22 protein-coding genes are annotated in these 22,790 nt (G+C 66.8%); 10 read left to right on the top strand and 12 right to left on the bottom strand.

Annotation, left to right across the window (positions count from 1 at the left end):
- Positions 1-125: 125 nt before the first annotated feature.
- From GOOTI_RS08555 to GOOTI_RS08540, 4 genes are all read left to right on the top strand, one after another.
- Positions 126-896, top strand: a complete 771-nt coding sequence (locus GOOTI_RS08555) for a DeoR/GlpR family DNA-binding transcription regulator (protein ID WP_007238177.1) — start codon at positions 126-128, stop codon at positions 894-896.
- Complete coding sequence (locus tag GOOTI_RS08550) at positions 893-1,858, top strand: 1-phosphofructokinase family hexose kinase (protein WP_007238176.1); 966 nt, start codon at positions 893-895, stop codon at positions 1,856-1,858. Before GOOTI_RS08555 ends, GOOTI_RS08550 begins: the two co-directional genes overlap by 4 nt.
- A gap of 121 nt (positions 1,859-1,979) precedes the next feature.
- Positions 1,980-4,070, top strand: a complete 2,091-nt coding sequence (locus GOOTI_RS08545) for a PTS fructose transporter subunit IIABC (RefSeq protein WP_007238175.1) — start codon at positions 1,980-1,982, stop codon at positions 4,068-4,070.
- A 65-nt stretch (positions 4,071-4,135) separates the two neighbouring features.
- Positions 4,136-4,396, top strand: a complete 261-nt coding sequence (locus GOOTI_RS08540) for an HPr family phosphocarrier protein (RefSeq protein WP_007238174.1) — start codon at positions 4,136-4,138, stop codon at positions 4,394-4,396.
- Between the two features lie 2 nt (positions 4,397-4,398).
- Here the strand turns inward: GOOTI_RS08540 and hflX are convergent, their stop codons facing one another.
- The 4 genes from hflX to GOOTI_RS08520 all read right to left on the bottom strand — a co-directional run bounded on the left by hflX (position 4,399) and on the right by GOOTI_RS08520 (position 8,671).
- Entirely contained in the window at positions 4,399-5,961 is a 1,563-nt protein-coding gene (gene hflX, locus GOOTI_RS08535) for a GTPase HflX (protein ID WP_007238173.1), read from the bottom strand.
- 92 nt (positions 5,962-6,053) lie between these two features.
- Positions 6,054-6,953: a diaminopimelate epimerase gene (dapF, locus tag GOOTI_RS08530; protein ID WP_007238172.1), complete on the bottom strand. Its 900-nt coding sequence runs from the start codon at positions 6,951-6,953 to the stop codon at positions 6,054-6,056.
- Positions 6,954-6,974: 21 nt separating this feature from the next.
- Positions 6,975-7,898: a tRNA (adenosine(37)-N6)-dimethylallyltransferase MiaA gene (miaA, locus tag GOOTI_RS08525; RefSeq protein WP_039993773.1), complete on the bottom strand. Its 924-nt coding sequence runs from the start codon at positions 7,896-7,898 to the stop codon at positions 6,975-6,977.
- Positions 7,895-8,671 (bottom strand): class III extradiol ring-cleavage dioxygenase family protein, encoded by a 777-nt coding sequence (locus GOOTI_RS08520; RefSeq protein ID WP_007238170.1) that lies wholly within the window; start codon positions 8,669-8,671, stop codon positions 7,895-7,897. The genes miaA and GOOTI_RS08520 overlap by 4 nt, the downstream gene beginning before the upstream one ends.
- Before the next feature lie 156 nt (positions 8,672-8,827).
- Between GOOTI_RS08520 and GOOTI_RS08515 the strand changes: the two genes are divergently transcribed.
- Positions 8,828-10,258, top strand: a complete 1,431-nt coding sequence (locus tag GOOTI_RS08515) for a DUF349 domain-containing protein (RefSeq protein WP_007238169.1) — start codon at positions 8,828-8,830, stop codon at positions 10,256-10,258.
- Positions 10,259-10,329: 71 nt separating this feature from the next.
- Here the strand turns inward: GOOTI_RS08515 and GOOTI_RS08510 are convergent, their stop codons facing one another.
- Positions 10,330-11,046 carry an Rv2732c family membrane protein gene (locus GOOTI_RS08510; RefSeq protein ID WP_007238168.1) on the bottom strand — a complete coding sequence of 239 codons (717 nt, stop codon included), beginning with the start codon at positions 11,044-11,046 and terminating at the stop codon, positions 10,330-10,332.
- Positions 11,047-11,140: 94 nt separating this feature from the next.
- Positions 11,141-12,691 carry a tRNA (N6-isopentenyl adenosine(37)-C2)-methylthiotransferase MiaB gene (gene miaB / locus GOOTI_RS08505; RefSeq protein ID WP_233425451.1) on the bottom strand — a complete coding sequence of 517 codons (1,551 nt, stop codon included), beginning with the start codon at positions 12,689-12,691 and terminating at the stop codon, positions 11,141-11,143.
- Positions 12,692-12,872: 181 nt separating this feature from the next.
- Between miaB and GOOTI_RS08500 the strand changes: the two genes are divergently transcribed.
- From GOOTI_RS08500 to GOOTI_RS08485, 4 genes are read left to right on the top strand one after another with little or no spacing between them, the layout of a single operon-like run.
- Complete coding sequence (locus GOOTI_RS08500; protein WP_051997906.1) at positions 12,873-13,601, top strand: amino acid ABC transporter ATP-binding protein; 729 nt, start codon at positions 12,873-12,875, stop codon at positions 13,599-13,601.
- A gap of 1 nt (position 13,602) precedes the next feature.
- Entirely contained in the window at positions 13,603-14,676 is a 1,074-nt protein-coding gene (locus tag GOOTI_RS08495; RefSeq protein WP_233425450.1) for a glutamate ABC transporter substrate-binding protein, read from the top strand.
- Positions 14,677-14,690: 14 nt separating this feature from the next.
- Entirely contained in the window at positions 14,691-15,362 is a 672-nt protein-coding gene (locus GOOTI_RS08490) for an amino acid ABC transporter permease (protein WP_007238164.1), read from the top strand.
- Positions 15,359-16,267 carry an amino acid ABC transporter permease gene (locus GOOTI_RS08485; RefSeq protein ID WP_007238163.1) on the top strand — a complete coding sequence of 303 codons (909 nt, stop codon included), beginning with the start codon at positions 15,359-15,361 and terminating at the stop codon, positions 16,265-16,267. Before GOOTI_RS08490 ends, GOOTI_RS08485 begins: the two co-directional genes overlap by 4 nt.
- Before the next feature lie 26 nt (positions 16,268-16,293).
- Here the strand turns inward: GOOTI_RS08485 and GOOTI_RS08480 are convergent, their stop codons facing one another.
- Both GOOTI_RS08480 and recA read right to left on the bottom strand, forming a co-directional pair.
- Positions 16,294-16,851: a regulatory protein RecX gene (locus tag GOOTI_RS08480; RefSeq protein ID WP_007238162.1), complete on the bottom strand. Its 558-nt coding sequence runs from the start codon at positions 16,849-16,851 to the stop codon at positions 16,294-16,296.
- A gap of 14 nt (positions 16,852-16,865) precedes the next feature.
- A complete protein-coding gene (recA, locus tag GOOTI_RS08475) occupies positions 16,866-17,909 on the bottom strand; it encodes a recombinase RecA (RefSeq protein WP_007238161.1) in 1,044 nt (347 codons plus the stop codon).
- Between the two features lie 547 nt (positions 17,910-18,456).
- Here recA and GOOTI_RS08470 point away from each other — a divergent pair.
- Positions 18,457-19,734 (top strand): reverse transcriptase family protein, encoded by a 1,278-nt coding sequence (locus GOOTI_RS08470; RefSeq protein WP_039993772.1) that lies wholly within the window; start codon positions 18,457-18,459, stop codon positions 19,732-19,734.
- A 41-nt stretch (positions 19,735-19,775) separates the two neighbouring features.
- Here the strand turns inward: GOOTI_RS08470 and GOOTI_RS08465 are convergent, their stop codons facing one another.
- The 4 genes from GOOTI_RS08465 to GOOTI_RS08450 form a co-directional block, all read right to left on the bottom strand.
- Positions 19,776-19,970: a DUF3046 domain-containing protein gene (locus GOOTI_RS08465; RefSeq protein WP_007238158.1), complete on the bottom strand. Its 195-nt coding sequence runs from the start codon at positions 19,968-19,970 to the stop codon at positions 19,776-19,778.
- Between the two features lie 9 nt (positions 19,971-19,979).
- A complete protein-coding gene (locus tag GOOTI_RS08460) occupies positions 19,980-21,182 on the bottom strand; it encodes a glycosyltransferase (RefSeq protein ID WP_138985221.1) in 1,203 nt (400 codons plus the stop codon).
- A gap of 26 nt (positions 21,183-21,208) precedes the next feature.
- Positions 21,209-22,033 carry a phage shock protein PspA gene (gene pspA / locus GOOTI_RS08455; RefSeq protein ID WP_039993780.1) on the bottom strand — a complete coding sequence of 275 codons (825 nt, stop codon included), beginning with the start codon at positions 22,031-22,033 and terminating at the stop codon, positions 21,209-21,211.
- Between the two features lie 259 nt (positions 22,034-22,292).
- Positions 22,293-22,637 (bottom strand): helix-turn-helix domain-containing protein, encoded by a 345-nt coding sequence (locus GOOTI_RS08450; protein WP_007238155.1) that lies wholly within the window; start codon positions 22,635-22,637, stop codon positions 22,293-22,295.
- Positions 22,638-22,790 lie beyond the last annotated feature (153 nt).

Here is a 22,790-nt window from a genome sequence, read left to right as displayed (position 1 = left end):
TTACTCCAAACGCTTGACTTGTCAACACAGTCGGGCGTAAAACCAGATATATCAACATCGAAAACAACAGAAACTCACAGCCGGGCTTCCGACGTGAGAGCCACACCACAGATCGGAGACGACAGGTGTACGCCGAAGAGCGACAGCGGGCAATAGCGGATCAGGTGCGCACGCACGGCCGCGCCTCCGTGACCGCGTTGGCCGACAGGTTCGAGGTGACCAGCGAGACGGTGCGTCGCGATCTGGCCGTGCTCGAACGCGCCGGCAGCCTGCAGCGCGTCCACGGGGGTGCGGTCAAGGCAGGAGCGGTCGAGGTTCTCGATGAGCTGGGGCTCGACCAACGCGAGTCCGCCCATACCGAGGAGAAGGCGTCGATAGCGCGCGCTGCCATGAGATTCCTGCCCTCCGACGGAGGATCGGTGATCTTCGACGCGGGCACCACCACGTACCAGGCTGCGAAACTCCTACCCGCAGACCGCAGACTGACGGTGATCTCCACCAGCCTGCAGCTCGGACAGGCGCTCACAGCGCACGAGCGGGCCACGCTGCTCATGGTCGGTGGTCGGGTTCGCGGGCTCACCCAGGCCGCGGTCGGCGCCGACACCGTCGCCGCGCTGAGCCGGATGCGGGCATCGGTGGCCTTCGTCGGCACGAACGGGATCAGCGAGGCCCACGGACTGTCGACCCCCGATGTCGAGGAGGCCGCGGTCAAGACTGCCATCATCGCCGCAGCACAACGCGTCGTCGTGCTCGCCGATTCGTCGAAGATGAACCGGGACGACTTCAGCTCCTTCGCGTCACTCGACGACGTCGACGTGCTGATCACCGACGACGGCATCGATCCTGAGTTCTCCGCAGCGCTCTCGGCACGCGGCATCGAGGTCGTGATCGCATGATCCTCACGGTCACAGCCAATCCCAGTCTCGATCGAACGCTGGAGATCTCCGGCCCGTTGCTACGGGGTGAGGTCCAGCGCAGCGTGAGCGCACGGGCGGAGCCGGGCGGCAAAGGGGTCAATGTCTCCCGTGTGGTGGCGGGCTCGGGCATCGCGACCGTGGCGGTACTGCCCGCCCATGCGGGCGATCCACTGCTCAGCGCTCTCGATGCCGTCGCTCTGCCCTACCGCACGATCGACATCGACGGCGACGTGCGCAACAACGTCACAGTGGCCGAGGCCGACGGGACGACGACGAAGATCAATGCGCCCGGCAACGCGCTCGGGCCCGCAGAACTCAACGAACTCACAGCACTCATCCTCGCCTGCGCGGCCGATGCGTCGTGGATCGCGCTGTGCGGCTCGCTTCCGCCGGGGGTTCCCGACGACTGGTATCGCACCATCGCCGATCGCCTCGTCGCGAACGGGTGCCGGGTCGCCATCGACACCTCCGGAGCACCGCTGGGCGCCGCGACGTCGGGGCCCGTCGACCTGATCAAGCCGAACGACGAAGAGCTCGCCGAGGTCATCGGCGCAGATGCAGCCGAACTCGCCAGAGCGATCGCAGCGCGTGATTTCTGCCCGGTGGTCGCAGCGTCTCGCGAATTGATCGCCAGGACACAGGGTTCGGTGCTCGCCACGCTGGGGGCAGCCGGTGCTGTGCTCACGAGTCAGACGGGCAGTTGGTTGGCCACACCGCCACCCATCGTGCCGCGCAGCACCGTCGGTGCGGGTGACGCCTCCCTCGCCGGCTACCTCATCGCGGAGTCGAGCGGTGCCACCGAACCCGACCGCCTGCGCTCGGCGGTCGCCTACGGTGCCGCGGCCGCATCCCTGGCAGGAACGCAGCCGCCGCACCCCGCGCTCATCGACACCGACTCAGTCGCCGTCGTCGAACTGTCAGGAGCTGCCCCGATCCAGTGACACCGCCCTCACCCATCGCGGGTCGGGCGACCTCGACCCCACGACCACAACAACGACCGACTCCCCGACCAACACCGGAACGACTCGTCACCGGACCCACAGAAAGATCGAAGGAAATCCAATGTCCGACAAGATCATCACCGTCAACACGGTGAATCTCGATGTCGACGCGGGCAATGATCCCGCCGCCGTCATCACGTTCCTTGCCGAGGACCTCGGCGACGCCGGGCGCACGACCGATCCGTCGGAGCTCGCCCGCGCGGCACTCGCCCGTGAAGCCAAATCGGCAACGGGACTGCCCGGCGGCATCGCGATCCCCCACGCCCGCGCCGCATCGGTCGCCACCGCGAGCCTCGCGTTCGCCCGACTGGCGAACAAGGTCGACTTCGGCGCTCCCGACGGTCCTGCGGATCTGGTCTTCCTGATCGCCGCACCCGAGGGCGCGGCAGCCGACCACATGAAGTTGCTGAGTTCACTCGCTCGTGCACTCGTACGGCCCGACTTCGTGGCGGCGCTCCGTGAGGCCCCCAGTGATGAGCGCGTCGTCGAGCTCGTGGACGAAGCCATCAATCCGGCCCCCGCCGCCACGGCATCCGCAACCCCCGGCTCCGCGAGTGCCGCCGCAGGTACGGCCTCCGCGACGACGGGCGTCACCGCGGCCGCCGCCCCGACCTCGGGCTCCGGTGCGCAGAAGCGTCCCTCGATCGTGGCGATCACCGCCTGTCCCACCGGAATCGCGCACACCTACATGGCAGCGGACGCGCTCAAGTACGCAGCAGAGCGCGCGGGCGTCGACTTCCACGTCGAACCCCAGGGTTCCTCGGGTAGCACCCCGTTCACACCGGACGTCATCGCCGGTGCCGACGCGGTCATCTTCGCCACCGACGTCGGCGTGAAGGGCAAGAGCCGCTTCCACGGCAAGCCTGTGATCGAGTCCGGGGTCAAGCGTGCGATCAACGAACCCGACGCGATGATCGCCGAAGCGGTCGAGGCCTCGCACAATCCACACGCCTCGCGCGTCGAGGGCGCGGCCGACGACGGCACAACCGGCGAGGGCTCGTCGTCGAGTCTGTCGCTCGGTAAGAAGATCCAGCAGGCACTGATGACCGGTGTCAGTTACATGATCCCGTTCGTCGCAGCGGGCGGACTGCTGATCGCGCTCGGGTTCCTGCTGGCCGGCTACCAGATCGCCAACAAGACGCTCGATTCGAGCAAGACGCTCTCCGACGGCGCCTACATCGCGCTGCACAACAGTCTGTGGGATCTGCCCGCGGGCGGACTCGGTCAGTATCTCGGCGGCGTCAGTTTCGCGATAGGCGCCCTCGCCATGAGCATGCTGGTGCCGGTGCTCGCCGGTTACATCTCCTTCGCGATCGCCGACCGTCCCGGTATCGCACCCGGTTTCGTGGCCGGTCTGGTCTCGGTTGCGGTGGGCGCCAGCTTCATCGGTGGCCTGATCGGCGGCCTGATCGCCGGCGCAGTGTGCCTCGCGATCTCGCGACTTCCGTTGCCGCAGTGGGCAAAGGGGCTACAACCTGTGATCATCATCCCGTTGTTCGGCAGCCTCATCGTCGGTGGCTTGATGTTCATGCTCCTCGGTAAGCCGCTGGCCTGGGTCACCACTCAGCTCACCGATGGCCTCAACAGCATGAACGGCAGCTCCAAGATCGTGCTCGGCATCGTCCTGGGCCTGATGATGTGCTTCGACCTCGGCGGGCCGGTCAACAAGGCCGCCTACCTGTTCGCCACCACGGGCCTCGCGATCGGCGACACGCCGCAGCTCGAGATCATGGCTGCCGTGATGTGTGCGGGAATGGTCCCGCCGCTGGCGATGGCGTTGGCCACCGTCGTGCGTCCCGGTCTGTTCACCGACCCCGAGCGTGAGAACGGCAAGGCCGCATGGTTCCTCGGCGCAGCGTTCATCTCCGAGGGAGCCATTCCGTTCGCCGCCAAGGACCCGGTCCGCGTGATCCCGTCGATGATGGCCGGTGGCGCACTCGCGGGCGCACTGATCATGGCGTTCGGTGTCACACAACGTGCCCCGCACGGCGGCATCTTCGTCTTCTTCACGATGAACCACTGGCTGCTCTTCCTCGCAGCGCTTGCTGCGGGTACGGTGCTCGGCACGGTCTGTGTCGTGGCCGCCAAGCAGTTCGGCAAGTCGCACACCGAGCGCTCGGCAGCACCCCAGCTCGAGACCGTCACAGCCTGATCCTCATCCGCACTCGTCAACCACTACTCAGTCATCACCCGAGAACACCTGCAAAGGAGCACCTCATGCCAAGCACCACCGTCGAGGTCGGATCAGCCGTCGGACTGCACGCGCGGCCCGCAACCATCATCGCCGAGGCCGTCGCCGACGCGGGTACACCCGTCACGCTCTCGATCGTCGGCGGCGAACCTGTCGACGCCGGTTCAGCGTTGATGATCATGACGCTCGGCGCCGAGAAGGGCACTGCTGTCGTGGTCGAATCCGACGATCAGGCGACGCTCGACGCGATCGCGAAGCTCGTCGCGGCCGACCTCGACGCCGAGTAGCACTACTCGGCCAGCGAGGCCAACTCACCCGCCAGCGCCGAGGGCACACGGACACGCATCCGAGTGCCCTCGGTGCTGTGGTCTGTGGACAGCACCTCGCCCTCCCGGTGGATCCGCGACACCAGATCGCCACGGGTGAACGGAATGTCGACGACGAGTTCGACGTCGTCGCGGCCGACGAACTCGCGGACGGTCTCGAACAACTCCGGCAAGCCCTCGCCTGTGCGGGCCGACACGAACACCACGCCTGCGGAATTGGGCCCGTGTGTGCTGCCGCCGGCGCCGAGCATGGCGCGCAGTTCGGTCAGTCGCGATGCGTCGATCGCGTCGATCTTGTTGATCACCAGCAACTCCGGGGGCGGTGCGACCCCTTCCTCGGCCACCACGTCGTTGATCACCCGACGAACCGCTGTGATCTGTTCGGCGGGGAACGGATCACTGCCGTCGACGACGTGCAGCACGAGATCAGCGTCGACGACCTCCTCGAGCGTCGAACGAAACGCCTCGACGAGCTGTGTCGGTAGATGCCGGACGAATCCGACGGTGTCGGTGAAGACCAGTTCGCGGCCGTCGTCGAGGGTCGCGCGACGCGTCGTCGGATCGAGGGTCGCGAACAGCGCATCCTGCACGAGCACGCCCGACCCGGTCATCGCGTTCACCAGACTCGACTTGCCCGCGTTGGTGTACCCGGCAACGGCGATGCGCGGGACCGAACCTCGCAGGCGCGCAGATCTCTTGGTCACCCGCGCGGTGCGCATCTCGCGAATCTGGCGGCGTAGCTTGGCCATTCGTTCGCGGATTCGACGTCGATCGGTCTCGATCTTCGTCTCGCCCGGACCGCGAAGACCCACACCGCCGTTGCTGCCGGCGCGGCCGCCGGCCTGGCGTGACATCGACTCGCCCCAGCCACGTAGTCGCGGCAGCATGTACTCCATCTGGGCGAGGGCCACCTGGGCCTTGCCCTCCCGGGAACTCGCATGCTGGGCGAAGATGTCGAGGATGAGCGCGGTGCGATCGATCACCTTGACCTTGACGACCTTCTCCAGCGCGGTCAACTGCGCAGGTGTGAGCTCGCCGTCGCAGATGACGGTGTCGGCGCCGGTGTCGGCGACCACGTCCCGCAGTTCCTGAGCCTTGCCGGAACCGATGTAGGTCGCGGGGTCGGGCGAGGAGCGGCGTTGGATCACCGCTTCGAGGACCGCTGAACCGGCGGTCTCGGCGAGTGCGGCCAACTCCTCCATGTTCGCGCGTGCCGCCGCCGCGGTGCCCTCGGTCCAGACCCCGACGAGAACCACGCGCTCGAGGCGCAACTGGCGGTACTCGACCTCGGTGACGTCGGTGAGTTCGGTGGACAGTCCCGCCACACGCTGCAGCGATGCGCGGTCGGACAGGGCGAGTTCGCCCGCCGTGGGGGTGTTCGCGCGCTCGTGTTCGTCGCCCGGATGCTCACCGGCCGGGAGGGCATCGGGATCGATCAGATCGTGGAAGAGGTCGATCGCGGGAGAACTCGCGCCGACGGGACTGGTGTCGTGCAGGTCATTTACCTGTGGTGATGTTTCGGTCATACACCATCCATGGTGTCACGCCCACCCCTGTTCGGGCACGCGGATATTTCGACGCACCGCAGATCGTGGACCTGCCGGGGCTGTCCGCATGCTCAGTCGACGCGGTACCACCCCGCGCGCAGCCGGCCGTCGGCGACGAGAGCAGAAGGTCCTCGCAGGGTTGCCCGACCGTTCGCGAGAGTGATCGACGCCCGCCCTCCGGGCACGTCGATGACCATCTCGCCCGCGTCACGGTCGAGCGAGCGCAGCGCAGCCGCCGCAGCCGCGACCAAGCCGGTCCCGCAGCTCCTCGTCTCCCCGACGCCGCGTTCGAAGACACGCATCGTCGCGTGCAGGTGATCCGCACCGCCGTCGGGTGCGGTGAGCAGTTCGACGTTCGCGCCGTGCGGGAACATGTCGTCGGGCAGCAGGACACCTGTGGAGAAGTCGACAGCACCGAGGTCGTCCACCGACATGTCGGGGACCACGCAGGCCAGATGCGGGTTGCCGACGTCGACGGCGACTCCCGGGTAGAGGTCGTCACCGATGCGCACGGTGGCATCGGCACCCATCGTGACCGGGCCCATCTGCACACTGACGTCGGCGTGCAGCTCGTCGAACGAATGCACCACCACCGGTCGCGCACCGGCTCGTGAGCCGACGGTGAACTCGTCGGAGTCGACCAGTCCGCTCGCCCGTAGGTAGTGCGCGAACACGCGCACCCCGTTGCCGCACATCTCCGCGATGGAACCGTCGGCATTGCGATAGTCCATGAACCAGTCGTCGGGTTCGACGTCGGCTGGTAGCTCGTCGATCACGCCGGCGCGCACCAGTGCCACCGCCCGCGCGACGCGCAGCATGCCGTCGGCGCCCACACCGCGTTGCCGATCGCAGACCGCAGCGACGAAATCGACGGTCAGATCGAGGTCGACCGCCGGGTCGGTGAGCACCACGAAGTCGTTCTGTGTGCCGTGTCCCTTGACGTAGGTCACTGCCTCGCTGATCGTCGTCACCGGTTCAGGATACGTGGCCCGTTAGTGGCATCCGTCGGGGTCGAGCGCCGCGAGTGCGGCGTCGATGAGTGCCGGCGCCGCAGCGTCGAGCCAGTGGATGCGGTGGTCGCGGCGGAACCACGAGCGCTGACGGCGCACGTAGCGGCGCGTTCCGATGAAGGTCAGTTCCTCTGCGGTCGCGAGGTCGTGTTCGCCGTCCAGTGCTGCGAGGGTCTGTGCGTAGCCGATGGCGCGTCGGGCGGTCACTCCGTCGCGTAGCCCCACCTCGGCAAGTGCGGCGACCTCGTCGACCAATCCGTTCGAGAACATCAGGCGGGTACGCAGCGCGATGCGCTCATCCAGGTCGGCGGTATCCCGGTCCAACGCGAGTATCTTCGTGCCCCAACGTGGTTCGCCGATCGTGGGCGCCGATGCCGCGAACGGCTCCCCGGTCAGCTCGACGACCTCCAACGCGCGCACGATGCGTCGGGAATCGGTGTCGAGGATCGACGCCGCCGCCGCCGGATCGACCGAGGCCAGATGACGATGCAGCGCCGCGACACCGATGTCGTCGAGCATCGCTTCGAATCGTGAACGCACCGCGGGATCGGTTGCGGGGAACCGCCAGTCGTCGAGCAGACCCTGGACGTACATCATCGAGCCGCCGACGATCACAGGCGTGCGACCTGCGTCGAGCAGCCTTTCGATGTCGGCGGACGCCGCCTTCTGATACCGCGCCACCGTCGCCGATTCGGTGACGTCCAGCACGTCGAGTTGATGGTGCGGGATGCCTCGACGTTCTTCGCGCGGCAACTTGGCCGTACCGATGTCCATGCCGCGGTACTGCTGCATCGCGTCGATGTTGACGATCTCGCCGCCGAGACGCTCCGCGAGGTCGAGCGCGAGGTCGGACTTTCCCGTCGCCGTGGGGCCGACGACGGCGATCGGTGTCACCGACGCACTCATTGCGCACTCTCCGGGGTCCAGGACGCGACGAGGTAGCCGACCCCGAACGGGGCGTCGGCGTACTGCAGTTCTGCGTGCACCGGATGGTGCCCGACGAGTCCCGCGGCCACCTGCCACGCGGCGCGCCCCGAGACGCCCTCCGCGGCGCACTCGGCGACACCGAGACGTCGCACGGCATCCACATCTGCCGACCCGATCGCGTCGACGACGAGTTCCTGGAGAGCGACCGCACTCTGCCGTCGCCCGCCACCCGGCGCCTTCGCCGTGAGCGCAGTCGCGCCGTCGCCGACGACGAGCACACCGACCGGGTGAGGATCGACGTCGATGTCTGCCGCGAGTCGACGGCCGAGCGCGTCACACACATCCGGTGGCGCCTCGGCGTCGACCACGACAGGACGGACCGACTCGGCACCGACCTGTGCGCGTAACCAGCCGGCGATCAGCAGTGACAGCGGCATATGGCCCGCGGACTGGGCCGGTTCTGTGCCGAGCGAGACCGGAACGTCGACGCCGAACCGGCCGAAGCTGCCCGACGTTGCGACACCCTCGCTCACCGGGGCGAAGGCGTCGTCGACGCCCACCCCCAACCAGTGCGGAGAGTGGCCGGCGAGCAGTGCGCCCGCGTCACGAACCGCCGACCGCACCTCGAAGGTGTCCACCGCGTCCGGCCCGGCGAGTTCGGGAACCAACAGCGGTGCGCTCGGGACGAAAACCACGCACGCCAGCACATCATCGACGCTAGCCGACGCCGCACCGACCGCTGCGCTGAGCACCGCCTGCGTCCTACTCGCTCAGGCGATGTCGCGCAGGCCGCACATCGAGAACCCTGACCTGCTTGAATGGTTGCAGCCTCCGGCTCTAGTCGACCGGGGCGAGGTGACAGGCAGCCGTGACGCGCGGCACCACTGACGCTGTGAGGGGACCACACCATGACGAGCGACGAGACCACCGGACCGGCCACACCTGCGTCGGGCCCCGCTGCGGATTCACACCAGGACACGCCCTCCAACCCGAAACCGGGTGCGCCCAAGCCCGGGCCCAAACCGGGTCCGCGGCCCGGCCCGCGGCCTGGTGCCGGACCGAAACCGGCGTCGCCCACACCGGCGCCTGCCCCCATCGTCCCCGCCACCAAGCACGACGCATTCGATCCACGTGAGTTCGGCCGGATCGACGAGGCGGGGGTCGTGTGGCTCATCACTCCGACCGGCGAACGCGAGATCGGGTCGTGGCAAGCGGGGACGATAGAGGAAGGCCTCGCCCACTTCGCACGTCGCTACACCGATCTGGCAACCGAGGTGGAGATCCAGGAGGAGCGCCTCGCCGCGCGTACCGGGGATCCGCGCAAGTCGCAGGCGGCGGCCAAACACCTCCTGGACACACTTCCCGATGCCAGCATCATCGGCGACGTCGCGGCCATCGAGCAACGTCTGACCGTCATCGTCGGCAGTGCCGACGATGTCGCCGACTCGCTGAAGGCGGAGCGCGATCAGGCACGCGCCGCTGCCATCGCCCGCAAGGAAGAACTGGCCACCGAGGCCGAATCCATCGGCGCGGAATCGACCCAGTGGAAAGCCGCGGGTGACCGCCTCCGCGCGATTCTCGACGAGTGGAAGACCATCAAGGGAATCGACCGCAAGACCGACGATGCCCTCTGGAAGCGGTATTCGAAGGCGCGGGACGCCTTCAACCGCCGACGCGGCGCCCACTTCGCCGAACTCGATCGCGAGCGTGCCGGGGCCAAAGCCCGCAAGGAAGAACTCATCGAGCGAGCCGAGGCATTGTCGTCGTCGACCGACTGGGGCCCTACCGCAGGTGCCTTCCGCGAGCTGCTGACCGAGTGGAAAGCGGCAGGTCGGGCTCCACGCGACGCCGACGAGGCGCTGTGGCAGCGGTTCAAGGCGGCGCAGGACGTGTTCTTCGCCGCACGCAACGCGGCGTCGTCGGAGCGGGATGCCGAATTCGGCGCCAACGCGACAGCCAAGATCGCCCTGCTCGACGAGGCCGAGAAGTCGATCGACCCCGCGTCCGATCTCGACGGGGCGCGCCGCGAGTTCCGCACGTTCCGTGAGAAGTGGGACGAGATCGGCAAGGTGCCGCGCGATCAGATGCACAGCCTCGAAGCTCGAGCCCGCGCGTTGGAGAAGAGAATTCGCGACGCCGAGGACGCCCAGTGGCAGCGCACCGATCCCGAGGCACAGGCACGAGCCGCGCAATTCGCCGACCGCGCAGCACAACTCGAGGAGCAGGCGGCCAAGGCCGCGGAGCGTGGCAAGAACCGCGATGCCGAGAAACTCCGCGAGCAGGCCGCGCAGTGGCGTGAGTGGGCACAGGCAGCGCAGAGCGCCATCGCCGATCGGTAGCCCCTGCCGACTGTGAGCGGTGAGAGCGGGTTACCGTGTGGTCCGCTCACCACGGACGTTGTCGCGGGAACTCAGCGCTCGTGCGGGCGCTGCTGCAACCTGCGTGCGACCTCCTCGCGGGCCACCGCTTCTCGACGACGCTCCTCCTCGAGGGCCAGATGATAGGTGCTGCGCGCCCACACGACGCGCGACCAATGGAAGGTCAACACGAGCAACGCCAACCACCCGATGATCAGGCCGGCGCCGACGCCCGACGGTGGCATCACTCCCCCGACACCCGGCGTATTTCGCGACCACCACGCCAACATCCCCGCCACACAGCCAATCGCGCACCCGCACAGAGCAATCCACGCGATGACCCAGCGTCTGGTCACCAGCGCCAGCATCGACCCGCAGATCCCGAACACGACCAGGAACCACACGAATACCTTCGACACCACGGCGACGCGTTCGGCAGCGGCGTCGGCGGACGATGTCAGCACGTCGAGTCCGCTCGCCGAACCGGTGTGCGGCAGAAGCAGCGATCCCATGGCGACGAGCACGGCGACAGCGACCACCAGTGCGCGGGCACCCGGGTCGATCTCACCGGCGACCTTGCGTTCAGCCTTGCGGAGGTCATCGGCGTACTGGGCGAAATCGACGTCGACGGCGCGCTGGGACGACCCCGTCTGTGGCGCTCTCTCCGGTTGCGCAGACCGATCGGCCTGCGCCGACTCGCTGCCGGATGATCCGGTCTCGGTCGGCTCGTGCCGATCGTCGGTGGCGTCGTCGCGCGGTTCATCGCTCATGTCGCGCTCCTCATTTCTCGTCGGTCAAGGCGCCGCCGCTGCTCGGCAGCGGCAGGGCACAGTGTCTCGGGGCAGGTCACGATGCGTGATCCGCTCATGCACCACACGCACCCGAAGCGCACCCCGTCGCGGTCACCTCAGGTGTGGCCACCGGGCCGATCCCGGGCATCCCGAGACCGACACCGACCGGTGCGGTCGTCGGCGTGCGGCTGAGTTCGTGTGCGTCGCCCGCCCGTGTCCGCCGATGCGACGCGATTGCGCCATCGGCCATCAGATGATGCGGTGCGGCGTCGGTGATCGTCGTGACGACGACGTCGCCCGGCCGGATGCTCGCGGCAGCGTCGCCTGCGCGGAAGTGCACGAGTCGTCCGTCGCGCGAACGCCCTGTCATCCGTCCGGTATCGGCGGACTTGCGTCCCGAATCGGCGACGACCAGCAGTTCGGCGTCGGAACCGACGAGATTGCGGTTCTCGGCGAGACAGATGCGCTCCTGGAGTGCGATCAGTCGCTGATAACGCTCACTGACCACCTCGGGCGGAACCTGATCGGGCATCGATGCTGCCGGAGTGCCCGGTCGCGGCGAGTACTGGAAGGTGAACGCACTCGAGAAACGAGCGCGCTCGACCACGTCGAGTGTTGCGGCGAAGTCTTCCTCGGTCTCGCCGGGGAACCCGACGATGATGTCGGTGGTGATCGCCGCGTGCGGCATGGCATCGCGCACCTTGTCGAGGATGCCGAGGAACTTGGTGGTGCGATAGCTGCGTCTCATCGCCCGCAGGATGCGGTCGGAGCCCGACTGCAACGGCATGTGCAGTTGCGGGCACACGTTGGGGGTCTGCGCCATCGCGTCGATCACGTCGTCGGTGAACTCGGCTGGATGCGGAGAAGTGAAACGGACCCGTTCGAGCCCCTCGATGTCGCCGCAGGCGCGCAGCAGCTCGGCGAAGGCGCCGCGGTTGCGCGGCATGTCGGGATCGGCGAACGACATGCCGTACGCGTTGACGTTCTGACCGAGCAGTGTCACCTCGAGAACGCCCTGATCCACGAGCGCCCCGACCTCGGCGAGCACGTCCCCCGGCCGCCGATCGACTTCCTTACCGCGCAGAGACGGGACGATGCAGAAGGTGCAGGTGTTGTTGCAGCCCACCGACACCGACACCCAGCCCGAGTAGGCGGAGTCGCGTTTCGCCGGCAGCGTCGAGGGAAAGGCCTCGAGGGCGTCGAGGATCTCGACCTGCGCCTCCTCGTTGTGGCGCGCCCGGTCCAGCAACGCGGGCAGCGATCCGATGTTGTGCGTGCCGAACACCACGTCTACCCACGGCGCCTTACGTAACACCGTGTCCTTGTCCTTCTGCGCCAGACATCCGCCGACAGCGATCTGCATCCCTGGTCGGCGGGTCTTCACCGGCGCGAGATGAGAGAGGTTCCCGTACAGCTTGTTGTCGGCGTTCTCGCGGATCGCGCACGTGTTGAACACGACGAGATCGGCGTCGCCGTCGTCGTCCGCGCGCACATACCCGGCGTCTTCGAGCAGACCCGCGATGCGCTCGGAATCATGCACGTTCATCTGGCAGCCATACGTGCGCACCTGATAGCTGCGCCGCGATTGGGGCAGCTCATGCCGCTCCGACAACTCCGTACTCACTGGATCCAGGGTACGGTGCGGCGCAAATCGCCTCACCCGGTCACCCGGCGCGCAACGCCGAGGTTGGCATTCAGCGCGCCGACACGGGTTCGCCGCATTACTGTCGACGGTTATGACCGATTCACCGACGGGGGGTTCGGCGGTCGGGCCCGCCACCCCGGCTCCCACCTCCGGAACCCCAATGATCGTGCTCAGGGATGTGCAGAAGCACTTCGGCGATCTGCACGTGCTCAAGGACATCGACCTCGAGGTGCCGGCCGGCCAGGTCGTCGTCGTCCTCGGCCCGTCGGGCTCGGGCAAGTCGACGTTGTGCCGCACGATCAATCGGCTCGAACCGATCGACTCCGGCGAGATCAGCGTCGAGGGCCGGCCACTGCCCGCCGAGGGCAAGGAACTCGCCGCACTGCGCTCCGACGTGGGTATGGTCTTCCAGTCGTTCAACCTGTTCGCGCACAAGACGATCCTGCAGAACGTCACCCTCGCGCCCACCAAGGTGCGCAAGAAGAACAAGGCCGACGCGGAAAAGCGTGCGCTCGAGTTGCTCGAGCGCGTCGGCATCGCCAGCCAGAAGGACAAGTATCCCGCGCAACTGTCCGGCGGTCAGCAGCAGCGCGTCGCCATCGCACGCGCCCTGGCGATGGAGCCGAAGGTCATGCTGTTCGACGAGCCCACCTCGGCACTCGACCCCGAGATGGTCAACGAGGTGCTCGACGTCATGGTGTCACTGGCCAAGGAGGGCATGACCATGCTCGTCGTGACCCACGAGATGGGCTTCGCGCGCAAGGCAGCCGACCGCGTGATCTTCATGGCCGACGGCGCGATCGTCGAGGACACCGACCCCGACAGCTTCTTCGACAACCCCCAATCCGAGCGCGCCAGAGACTTCCTCGGCAAGATCTTGGGCCACTGATATGAGCGACAGGTCGCCGACGACGCATCGGCCTTCGCAGCGAACCGCGAGCGCACCTCCGACGAGGACGCGAAGGCGGCACAGGACTGTCGCCCTCGCAGTGTTCCTCCCCGTCTGTGCGCTGTTCGTGTCCCTCCTCGCCGGTTGCGGAAGCACCGAACCCAAGAGTCTGCTCGACTCGATCCGTAGCGGCGAGGTGGTCCTCGGCACCAAGTTCGACCAGCCGGGGCTGGGAATCTACAACCCGGACACCTCGATGAGCGGATTCGATCCCGCCGTCTCCAAGTACGTGGTCAATCACATCGCCGATTCACTCGGAGTCGCCCACCCGAAGATCTCGTGGCGCGAGACCCCCTCCGCCCGCCGAGAGGCCATGATCGAACACGGCGAGGTCGACATGATCGCGGCGACGTACTCGATCAACGAGAACCGCGCGAAGAAGGTCGATTTCGGCGGCCCCTACCTGATCACGTACCAGGGGCTGATGGTGCGCAAGTCCGACGAGTCGATCCAGAATCTGCCCGACCTCGGCAACGGCAAGAAACTGTGTTCGGTCACCGGATCGACCTCGGCACAGAACGTCAAAGCGCAGCTCCCGAATATCGAACTGCAGGAATACGATTCGTACTCCGCATGTGTCGAGGCGCTGCGCCGGGGCAAGGTCGACGCGCTGACCACCGACGAATCGATCCTGGCGGGGTACTCCAACTTCTGGAAGGGAGAATTCCGTCTGGTGGAGATGACCTACCTCAAGGACGCATGCGTCAAGGATGCGCTCAAGGCAGCGGGCACACCGTTCTCCACTGAGCGGTACGGCATCGGTCTGGCCAAGGGCGACGACACCGCGGCCGTGGACAAGGTGAACGAGGCACTCGACGCAATGTTGAAGCCCAGCGCCGACAACGGTCCGTCACCCTGGATCACCGCACTACGCGACAGCCTCGGCGACGACTACGTCAACGACATCGCGCAGCGTGCCGAGAAGCCCGGCTCGAAATTCGCGTTCATGCCCGACCCGGGCGATCTCGCATTCCTCGAATCGAAGTCCACACCGTGCCCAGCGGACCTGAAGTGAGGAGGTGACCACACATGAGTGAACTCTGGGAAGACATGGGGCCGCAGTTGTGGCCTGCGTTCTGGGTGACCATCCAGTTGACCTTCTGGTCGGCGATCGGCTCGCTGATCTGGGGCACCATCCTGGCGGGAATGCGCGTCTCCCCCGTACCCGTGATGCGCGGCTTCGGCACGGCGTACGTCAACATCGTGCGCAACACACCGCTGACCCTGATCGTCCTGTTCGCGGCCATCGGCCTGTACCAGAACCTCGGACTGACGTTCTCGTCGACGATCAAGACCAACAACTTCTGGCTGGCGGTCCTCGCGTTCATCGTCTATACGTCGACATTCGTCTGCGAAACCCTGCGGTCGGGGTTCAACACCGTTCCGCTGGGACAGGCCGAAGCTGCCCGCTCGCTGGGGTTGTCGTTCACCCAGGTGTTCGGCATCATCGTGCTTCCGCAGGCCATGCGCGCGACCATCGGTCCGATGGGCAGCGTTCTGATCGCCCTCACCAAGAACACCACGATCGCCTCTGTGATCGGTGTGGCCGAGGCCGCGGCGTTGATGAAGACGGAGATCGAGTCGTTCGCCGACCAGCTGCTGGTCATCTTCGCGGTGATCGCAGCCGGATTCATGATCATCACACTCAGCGAGGGAGCCGTCTTCGGCTGGCTCGCGAAGCGATGGGCGGTCAAACGATGAGCGACCAGGCAACTGTTCTCTACGACGCTCCCGGCCCGCGCGCTCGCGTGCGTAACGCGCTCGTGGCAGTCGTGTTCATCGCGGTCCTCGTCGCGATTCTCGCCTACGTGATCGCGGTGTTCGCGAGCAATGATCAATTCACCGCCGAGAAGTGGCGTCCATTCGTCACGTGGAGCACATGGACCGGCTACATCTTCCCCGGCCTGTGGCGCACCCTGGCTGCCGCGGCACTCTCCATCGTCCTGGCACTGATCCTCGGTTCGATACTCGGGATCGGACGACTGTCGGATCACGGTTGGGTTCGCGGTGTGTGCACCGTCCTCATCGAGGTGTTCCGGGCGATCCCTGTGCTGATCCTGATGTTGTTCCTGTGGTTCTTCTTCGCGCAATACGGGGTGGTGCCGTCGTCCCAGTTGGCATTCGCCGCCGTGGTCTGTGGCCTGACCCTCTACAACGGTTCGGTCATGGCGGAGATCCTGCGGTCGGGTATCAAATCGCTACCGACCGGCCAGACCGAAGCCGCCAAGGCCCTCGGTCTACGCAAGACGCAGATGATGCTGTCGGTTCTGCTGCCGCAGGCGGTCACGGCGATGATGCCGGCGATCATCTCCCAGATGGTCGTGGCCCTCAAGGACACCGCACTCGGTTATGTCATCGGCTACTCCGAGATCATCCACATGGCGCAGTTGTCGGCCGCGCGGTACGGCAACTACATCCCGGTGCTGGTCGTGATCGCGGTGATCCTGATCATCATCAACTTCGGCCTCTCGTCGCTCGCGACCTACATCGAGCGCAGGCTGCGGCAGGGCCGTGGTAGTAGTGCCGAGGACGTGCCGCACGCCGATCAGGTCGATCAGGCTGCCATGGAGAACATGCCCGTGCCCTCGCCCAAACCCCGACCCTGAGGGTCATCTGCAGTCGGAGACCGACGTCAGTCGGCGGTGGTGATCTCGTCGATCGCACCGCCGACGACGTCGATCGCCATCGCCTGCGGGTACCCGCGGCGTACGAGCATGCCGACGAGGCGTCGAAAGTGCTTGTCACGCACCGACCGGTCGTTGTCGTCGAGCGCACGGACGAGTTGTTCGGTCACCGTCGGAGTGAGCTTTCTGTCGACCAGACCGCGTGCGGTGGCACGTTCGTCCTCCGGATCGATCTCGTCGAGCGCCCGCGCGACGATCGTGGCATCGACCCCCTTGGCAGCGAGTTCGTGCCGTAGCGCGACGCGCCCACGACCGGAGTAAGTGTGGCGCGAGTGCACCCATTCTGCAGCGAACTCCTCGTCGTCGAGCAACTTGTGGGCGTCGAGCCGGGCCATCACCTCGGCGATGGTGTCGGCGTCGAACCCCCTGCGTGCCAGACGTTGTGCCATCTCGCTGCGGCTACGAGCACGGACCCCGAGGAGCCGGAGTGCAACATCCCAGGCGGTCGGACCTTTCCGTTCCGTCGTGGACTCACTCGGTTCCCCGGGGTCGTCGGGTGAACTCATGCGCGATGAGTGGATCAGAATTCCACTGGCGCCGGCGCGATGTCGTCGGCGTCGACGACAGCACCGATGCCGAGCTTCTCCTTGATCTTTTTCTCGACCTCGTCACGGATATCGGTGTTCTCCAGCAAGAACTTCCGAGCGTTCTCCTTGCCCTGTCCGAGCTGATCGCCCTCGTAGGTGAACCACGAGCCGGACTTGCGGATGAACCCTTCTGCCACACCCATGTCGATGAGTGACCCCTCCTTGGAGATGCCCTGACCGTAGAGGATGTCGAACTCGGCCTGCTTGAACGGCGGGGCGACCTTGTTCTTGACGACCTTGACGCGGGTGCGGTTACCCACGGCCTCGGTGCCGTCCTTGAGGGTTTCGATACGACGCACGTCGAGCCGCACAGACGAGTAGAACTTCAGCGCCTTGCCGCCCGTGGTGGTCTCGGGCGAACCGAACATCACGCCGATCTTCTCGCGGAGCTGGTTGATGAAGATGGCGGTGGTCTTGGAACTGCTCAATGCCGAGGTCATCTTGCGCAGTGCCTGGCTCATCAGACGCGCCTGCAGGCCGACGTGGCTGTCGCCCATCTCACCCTCGATCTCTGCGCGAGGCACCAGTGCGGCCACGGAGTCGATGACCAGGATGTCGAGCGCGCCGGAGCGGATCAGCATGTCGGCGATCTCGAGAGCCTGCTCACCGGTATCGGGTTGCGAGACCAGCAGCGCGTCGGTGTCGACACCGAGTTTGGTGGCGTAGTCGGGATCGAGAGCATGCTCGGCATCGATGAATGCAGCGATGCCGCCCGCGGCCTGCGCGTTGGCGACTGCGTGCAGTGCCACGGTGGTCTTACCCGAGGATTCCGGTCCGTAGATCTCGACGACGCGGCCACGCGGCAGTCCGCCGATCCCGAGCGCGACATCGAGTGCGATCGAACCGGTGGGGATCACCTCGATCGGCTGCCTGCTCTCCTCGCCGAGTCGCATCACAGAACCCTTGCCGAAGTTCTTGTCGATCTGTGCCAGCGCGAGGTCGAGTGCCTTCTCGCGGTCCTGGGGAGCTGCTGCCATGGGATCTCTCCTTGTTCGGGATGGTTGAGGTATGTGTGTACCGTCCGGCGTGCTGCGCGCTGAACGAGATGTCTGAGCTGAACGCGGTGTCTTCGAGGCGGTTGTTCGTTTCATGTTGCGTTGGACGCTAGCCGGTGGGTCTGACAAGAACTGGTCTGGCAAGAACTCAGACGCGGCCGCGGTCGCTGTGGTTCCACTGAACACAGCATGCAGCGAACACCTGTTCGACGGCAAGCGTGACACGCGGGTGGGAGCGGAATCGCCGCCCCGCCGTGGCGATATGCGCGCTATGCGTAATCGTCGGTCTTTCGTCGAGGAAACCATTAGGCTCATCGGCGTGGGTGGTCGGGGTGAGTGTGGATCGAGAGATCCGTCTCAGGGGCAACCCCTGGGTACATGTCACAGTTGGTTCCTGCGTCCGACGCCGCTCCGCACGCTGCGCGTGCCAGACGGCGACGAGTGTTCGGCTCGTGGTCGCCCCGACCGCCCTCATCCCTTCCCCGACCGGCCGCGGTGACGCCGTGAGTCGACTGTGCGGGGTGGCGCCGTGACCCGACCGGACCCGGGCTTCACCACCGACCAGGTACGCACTGTCGCGGCGGCCGTCGCCGACCGGATCATCGACTGGACCTGGCCTGCCGTGATGCGCGCGGTCGCTGCAGAACTGCCCGAGGAGATCTGCGTCGACGTCGCACAGGAAGCGTTCGCCGTCGCTCCGCACGAGCCCCCACACCTCGCCGAGGTGTTCCGACTCGCCCTGTCACGCTGGACACTTCCCGAACCGCCCATCCCACGCGCCGTCGAACTCCCGGGACCGACGCCGGTGACCGACCTGCCATACGGGCTGCCGCCGCTCCACGACGTCGCACAGTTCGCCGCGTGGCTCGACTTCACGCCCGCAGAACTCGAATGGTTCGCCGACCGCGGCACCTGGTTGCGCACCGCGAACCCGCGTCTGCGGCACTATCGGGTGTTCCGTCGCGAGAAGCGACAGGGTGTCCGCGTCATCGAGGCGCCCAAGCCACGGATGCGCGAGACACAGCGCCGGCTACTGCGCCGACTCGTCTCCCGTATCCCGGCCCATCCTGCCGCGCGCGGATTCGAACCCGGTTCGTCGACCGCTGCGTTCGCCTGGCCCCACAGCGACCGGCCGACCGTGCTGCGCCTCGACCTCGAGCACTGCTTCGAGTCGATCGGCGCGGGCCGTGTCCGCCGGATCTTCGACGATGTCGGCTACCCCGCGCACATCGCCCGCCTTCTCGCAGAACTCTGCACGACGTCGACACCCGCCGACCAACTCGGTGGCATCGACCTCACCCACGCGGCACTGCTCCGCCGGCGACACCTGCCGCAGGGCGCACCGACGTCGCCCCATCTCGCCAATCTCGCACTCGCGCGGTTGGATCGACGTATCGACGGGTATGCGCGCGCCAACAGGTTGAACTACACGCGATACGGCGACGACCTGGCACTCTCGGGCGACGACATCGATCACGGCCGCGCGCTGTGGACCGTCAGGCGGATCGTCTCCGACTGCGGCTTCGTCGTCCATCCCGACAAGGTGCGCGTCATGCACCGCCATCAGCAGCAACGCCTCGCGGGACTCGTGGTCAACGACCGGCCGGAGGTGTCACGTGAGGACTACGACAACCTGCGCGCACTGCTGCACAACGCCGCCAGATCCGGCGCACGATCACAGAACCTGCAGGGCCACAACAATTTTCGCGATCACGTCTACGGACTCATCGCATGGGTCGGCGCCACCGGCCACGAACGCAGACGTCGACTACTCGACATGGCTGACCGTGTCGATTGGTCGAGGTGAGGCGGCTAAGGGGGGCAGGCAGGATCTATTCGCTGCGTCACTCACCATCGGGCCCGCGGGACGTCGAAGTCCCGACAGATCGCGACCCACACATCGCGCGGGTCGACACCGTCCTCGATGGCCTGGGCACCTGTCCGACCGCCGAGGTCGATGAGGACGTGGTCGGCGAGGATCGCGTCCGCCGACGACACCCCGAACTCGGTTGTCATCAGATCTGTGAACTCCGTGAGACGCACCCGGCCAGCCTACGTTTCCGCGCTGTCGAGGACACGGCGCAGTACGTCGATCGGATCGACCACCGCGCCCGCCGATCTCCCCGCGGCTGCCGCAGCGTCGGCGTACCCGGGGTCGGAGAGCACGGCATCGACGGCACTGCCGATCGCCGCCGCCGAAGCCGGCCTGACCAGCACCCCACTACCCTGCCTGCTGACACGATTGGCGAGCTCCCATTGGTCCCCTCCGCCCGGGATCACCACGACGGGAACCGCGGCAAGCAGTGACTTGGCGAGCATGCCGTGCCCGCCCCCACACACCACGAGGTCGGCGTGGCGGAGCACCTCGTCCTGACGACCGAGTCCGTGGACCACGTACGACGCCCCGGCGAGTGCCACCGATTCCGGCGTCGGAGGAACGAGCGATGAGATGACCACGCGCAGTGGCCTACGCGAGGACAGCTCGCCGAACGCGGTGAGTGTCTCGTCGAGCAGCCCTTGACTTCCGGTGACCGCGGTCGACGGGGCAACGACGATGAGGGGCCCGTCGCCGGCGGGACGTTCGAAGAGTCGCCGCGTCGGCTCCCACAACAGCGGCCCGATCAGATGGGTGTCGCGGGGCCAATCCGGTCGCCAGACCTCGAGTGCGGGCAGGGTTGCGATCAAGCGTGCCGCGGGTGCCGGTGCGTGCCCGGGAAGTCCGATGCCCGCACGCGCCGCAGCGCGCTGCCGAACCCCGAGAGCTACCGAGCGACCACTCGCGGCGCGCATCGCCGCGTCCCGCATCCTGCCGCGGAAGCCGCGACCCGGTGACAGGCCCGCGCCCACCGGGGGCAATCCCTTCGACGGCAGATACAGCGGATGCGGCGACAATTCGACGAACGGCAAACCGGAGAGCTCGGCCGCCCAGGCTCCGGCGACGGTGATGACGTCGGAGACCACGAGGTCAATGCCTCGGGTGGCCAGCACCGGCGCCAACCGCACCGCCATGCGCGCCGCCCGGCCGCTCAGCTTCTCACCTGCGTCGAGATCATCGTCGGCCCAGTCGGCGCGCAGTTCGGGGAGTTCTGCGATGTCGAGGCCACGACCGCCTGCGGTGTCGTACCACTGCGTCCCGGTGAACACCGTGGGTTGCCAGCCGGCTTCGCGGCACCGTTCGGCAAGCGCGAACGCCGGGAAGGCATGTCCTGCATCGGATCCCGCGACGATACCGACGCGGGGCGGGGTGCTTGTCAGTTGCCGGTCCGTCGGTTGCCGGACGGTCAGTTGCCGGTCTGAGGCGGCTCCGCAGCCGGTTGCGTGGGCTGCTGCGCCGGGGTGGCGTTCTGTGACGGCTGTGCGGCGGCACCGCCGGACGGGAGCGCGCCCCCGTTCATGCTCGCCCGGATCTGCTCGAGACGCGAGTGTCCCGCCATCTGCACGCTGGCCTGCTGCACTTCCTGCATCCGACCCTGAACCGTGTTCTTCGCGAGCTCGGCGGAGCCGAGGGCGTCGGCGTAACGACGCTCGATCTTGTCGCGCACCTGATCGAGGCTCGGTGTGTTGCCGGGCACCGACAGTTCGCTCATCTGGTTGAGCGAGGCCGAGACCTGCTCCTGCATCTTTGCCTGCTCGAGCTGACTGAGCAGCTTGGAGCGCTCGGCGAGCTTCTGCTGCAGGATCATGGCGTTGCGTTCGACGGCCTGCTTGGCCTGCTCTGCGGCTTGTAGCGACTGATCGTGCAGGCTCTTGAGGTCTTCGACACTCTGCTCCGCCGTCACGAGCTGCGCGGCGAACGCCTCCGCGGCGTTGGTGTACTCGGCGGCCTTCTGGGTGTCGCCGGCTGCGCTTGCCTGATCGGCGAGCGTCAGCGCCTGTCGCGTGTTGGCCTGGAGTTTCTCGATCTCCTCGAGTTGCCGGTTGAGCTTCATCTCGAGCTGGCGCTGGTTACCGATCACCGACGCCGCCTGCTGCGACAGCGCCTGGTGCTGACGCTGCGCGTCTTCGATCGCCTGCTGGATCTGGATCTTGGGGTCCGCGTTCTCGTCGATCTTCGCGTTGCCCGCTGCCATCAGGTAGCGCCACAGCTTCACGAACGGATTCGCCATGCTCTTCGTCAACTCCATTCAGCGGTCGTCGAAACCTCGGTTCGACGGATGTTGTCATTCGACGGGTCTGTTGAGGTGTTGGCACCCAATCTAGCGGTTATCCACCCGCGGCAACCGGGCATGTCGGCCAAACGACGACGAGCGGCGATGACCTGTCCCCCGACGCCACAGACGATCCTTCCACCGTCCGACGACGCAGTCCCTCGAAACCGGCCGAAGGGGTGCGGGCCGACACGGCAGGCGGGACCGTGATCAGGCGTCAAGCAGCAGCGAGTGCGGTGGCATGGTGCGAGTCGGGTGATGGGATGACCACCTTGGTGGACGCGAGTCCGGCATCGCCCGCGAGTGCCATCGCGTCGGCGTCGGCCGTTGCGGGCCGCATGGCGCTGCCCACGTCGAGCAACAGATCAGCGATCTCCACGTCGAGTGCGTCGCAGATCGCGGCGAGCAGTTCGCTCGACGCCTCCTTCTGACCGCGTTCCACCTCGGACAGGTATCCCAGACTGACCCGTGCGTTGGTGGATACCTCGCGCAGCGTTCGGCCCTGCTGGGTACGCACCCGGCGCAGGCTGTCGCCCAGCGCCTCGCGCAAGAGCATCGCCATCGAGTCTCCTCTCGGTGTCGGTCTCAGGTGACTGTCGTCGGTTCGGTTCGAGTTGTCCGTTCGTTGTCAACGCCCGAAGCGGTCGATACGTTCCCCGACGACATACATTCGGTCCCCGCGTGTCTGCACGACACTAGTCCAAAGTCCCGACGG

The sequence above is a fragment of the Gordonia otitidis NBRC 100426 genome (assembly GCF_000248075.1).
GTDB lineage: Bacteria > Actinomycetota > Actinomycetes > Mycobacteriales > Mycobacteriaceae > Gordonia > Gordonia otitidis.
Note: the sequence above shows the minus strand (reverse complement) of the source record. Positions and strands in the feature narration are given on the sequence as shown.